This window comes from Caloramator proteoclasticus DSM 10124 (assembly GCF_900129265.1).
In the GTDB taxonomy this organism is placed as follows: Bacteria; Bacillota; Clostridia; order Clostridiales; family Caloramatoraceae; genus Thermobrachium; species Thermobrachium proteoclasticum.
The window spans coordinates 1-2,899 of the sequence record NZ_FQVG01000099.1; the positions used below are offsets into that span (position 1 = coordinate 1).

Annotated in this window: 3 protein-coding genes; 1 reads left to right on the top strand and 2 read right to left on the bottom strand. The window is 28.3% G+C overall.

Annotation, left to right across the window (positions count from 1 at the left end; translation table 11 throughout):
- Positions 1–115 precede the first annotated feature (115 nt).
- The gene (locus BUB63_RS12895; protein WP_073250380.1) at positions 116–1,084 is read right to left on the bottom strand and encodes a DUF4238 domain-containing protein; all 969 of its coding nucleotides are present in this window, start codon (positions 1,082–1,084) and stop codon (positions 116–118) included.
- A 100-nt stretch (positions 1,085–1,184) separates the two neighbouring features.
- Between BUB63_RS12895 and BUB63_RS12900 the strand changes: the two genes are divergently transcribed.
- Entirely contained in the window at positions 1,185–2,225 is a 1,041-nt protein-coding gene (locus BUB63_RS12900) for an IS6 family transposase (RefSeq protein ID WP_073250383.1), read from the top strand.
- A gap of 440 nt (positions 2,226–2,665) precedes the next feature.
- Here the strand turns inward: BUB63_RS12900 and BUB63_RS12905 are convergent.
- The coding region (locus tag BUB63_RS12905) for a terminase TerL endonuclease subunit (RefSeq protein ID WP_242947382.1) at positions 2,666–2,899 on the bottom strand (234 nt) is incomplete at its 5' end.

Sequence of the window (2,899 nt, forward strand, 5' to 3'; positions counted from 1 at the left end):
CTATCCGAAATCGGTGCTGCTCTTGCTTCAAATATTTTTGATAAAAAAGGTATTCGCATCAGTTCACCTCCTAAAAATGGGTATAAAAAAAGCACTTGCAAAATATAAGTGCTTTTTAATAAAAATCTTTTATTTTTGTAATTATTCTTTCAAAGCTATTTTCAAATATCTGTTTATTAAAACTTATAACTTCATTTTCATTTATTCGTTCAATTAAATATCTCTTATTTGCTTTATATGCACTAACACAAATCAAAATCTCAGGTGTAACTGGCATTACATGCGCTAAATTTCCATCTAAGTCCTTTCCAACAAAACTAGGGCTATCACTTGTTATAAATTTTTTGTTTCCTGATGCTATATAAAACTTTATGTTTAGAAATTTTATATATTTTTTAACTAAATCATACATTTTACCTTCATCTTTTAAAAACTCTCGATATTCCTTTAACAAATAAAAGTGTTTTATTTCTTCTGATGCTGTTTCTATATACAATTTTGCTCTGTCTTCTTTTGGTATATCGATTCTTTCCAATCCAGTTATTTTAGAAAGCCATTCACAAATCTCATTAAAAACCTCATTACCATTAAAGCCCCTCCAATTATATAAAATTACAAACCTCATTATTAATCCCTTATAAAACTCATCAATTTCTTTTAATTTTATTCTACAAATTTTATATTCAATGGTATTTCTAAGCCACCCCCACTTGTTTTCATACCTTTGGGCCCAAAGATTTTCTATATCCATTATCTTTACATTTTCTATTTCATTTTTTAATACATTTTTAATTTTTTTAGAAATTACATTTCCATCTTTTATAATAACCCATTTGTTAAATTCATAGTATCTTTTATTATAATCTTCTAAATTTTCAAGTTTTATATTATCACAATAAACTTCATAGCCTTCCAAAACTTTAAAAATTTTTTCCAAATCCTTAATTTCACATATAGGCATACCTGCTTTAATAGTGTGGAAATCACTACGTCCAAAATTATTATCAATATTTTTGGTATCTATTTTATTTGTTTTTTTATCAATTACATATATGCTTTCATTTTTATGACACCAAGCTTTCAAATAAGTTTTGTTAAGTTATATGATATTTGAATTTCATCTCCCCTTTGAGTTATCTTATATATAGCGAAAAACAAAATACCTCCGAAGGAGAGATGAAATTATGTGCAAATCATTGAATAAAATTTCATGTCCAAGATGCCATAGTCAAAATCTTTATCGCTTTGGAAAAGACAAAGCAGGTAATCAAAAATATCAATGTAAAGATTGTAGACGCCAGTTTACCCTTGAAAATTGTGCGGGTAAGAAAAATCGTGTATTGAGAGGGTACCCTCGTTGTCCTGTTTGTGGTAGTGGTACTTATTTGCACCATGATTATGAGTATTATTCCCATTTCACTTGCAACTCTAAAAAATGCGGTCATTCTATTTATGTTGCAAAACCGATTAATATACCCTCTGCATCTTGTGAATTAATTAAGGGAAAGACCGATTTTAAAAGAATGAGGTTCCCCTTATTTTTAGTTCTTACTGCACTTAATCTATATTATCTAAATGGTTCTTCAACAAGAAGAATATCTCAATTCTTTAAACTAACCTACAATGTCAAAGTTTCTCACGTAACTATTGCATCTTGGTGTAAAAAATTTGCTCCAATTTTTCTAAGTATAGCTAATAAACTTACTAAAAACCTTGATTTAAGTGCCTCTGATGAATGGCATGCCGACGAAACTGTCGTTTTTATTAATGGTAAAAAACATTATCTTTGGTTAATCATGGATTCAGAAACCAGAATGGTTCTTGGTTTTAATTTATCTCCTTCAAGAGATGCTTCTCAAGCTTTTGCTTTGTTTAAATCTGCAAGTAAATTTGGATGTCCATCAGCTATTGTGACAGATAGATTAGGCTCATATAATCTTGCTACTAAAACTATTTTTAATACTTCAAAACACATAAAAGTTCAATCGTTTAAAGATGATATATCCAACAACTTAATAGAAGCTTTTAATGATACATTTAAAGACTGGTATAAACGTAAAAGAGGTTTTAAATCATTTGAAAGTGCAAACACTCTAATTGCAATGTTTATTTTCCATTATAATTTTTTAAGACCTCACTATTCTTTAAACAACCTAACTCCTGCACAAGTTGCTGGTATTTTAGTTGATGAAAAAAATATTAATAACTGGCTTCTGTCTGCTTAATTTTCAAATAAACCATATATTCTTAATACACCTACATTTTTTAAGTTTTACGTAGGTGCCTTCGGCATGCCTTTTTTTCGTAAATTCAGTATTATTAAACTTTATCAACTGAAATCACATAAAAAAACGTGTAATTTTGTGTAATTATACGAATAGCTACGCTATTTTTTCATATTTACTTAACACAATCTTCAAATATGTTTTGGGAATTAAATGATGATATTTTTTTTCATGTGGCATATCTATAACCTCTTTATAGAACTAAATTTAAACAACAAAATTATATTACTTATCAAACAATAATATACAATATAACTACTAATACTCTGTTTATCAAAGTATATTTTTTACTTTACATTAATATTGCTTTTTAAAATTTCAACCTATTTCTTTAAGAACTTCGAAGTCGTATATTTATTCTACCATTTTTGTAATATTTTTTACAACACCAAAATCCCCCTATCATCATAAACAGACCCTGCGTTTTGATTTCTTAAAGCCCTATCAAGTGCCATTATCATTGCTACAGCACCATCAATCTTTTCAGTTGACTTTTCTTTATCCGGCTTTATGTTTCCCGCAGGGTCAGTCTTTATATAAATATTGTCCATCATCCATCTTAATACCGGGTTGCCTCCATGAGCTATCTTTTCTTCAAGTGTTAACTTCATTAA

Excerpts from the sequence above, each read along its gene's own strand:
- BUB63_RS12900 (WP_073250383.1), top strand. The coding sequence starts at position 1,185 with ATGTGCAAATCATTGAATAAAATTTCATGTCCAAGATGCCATAGTCAA.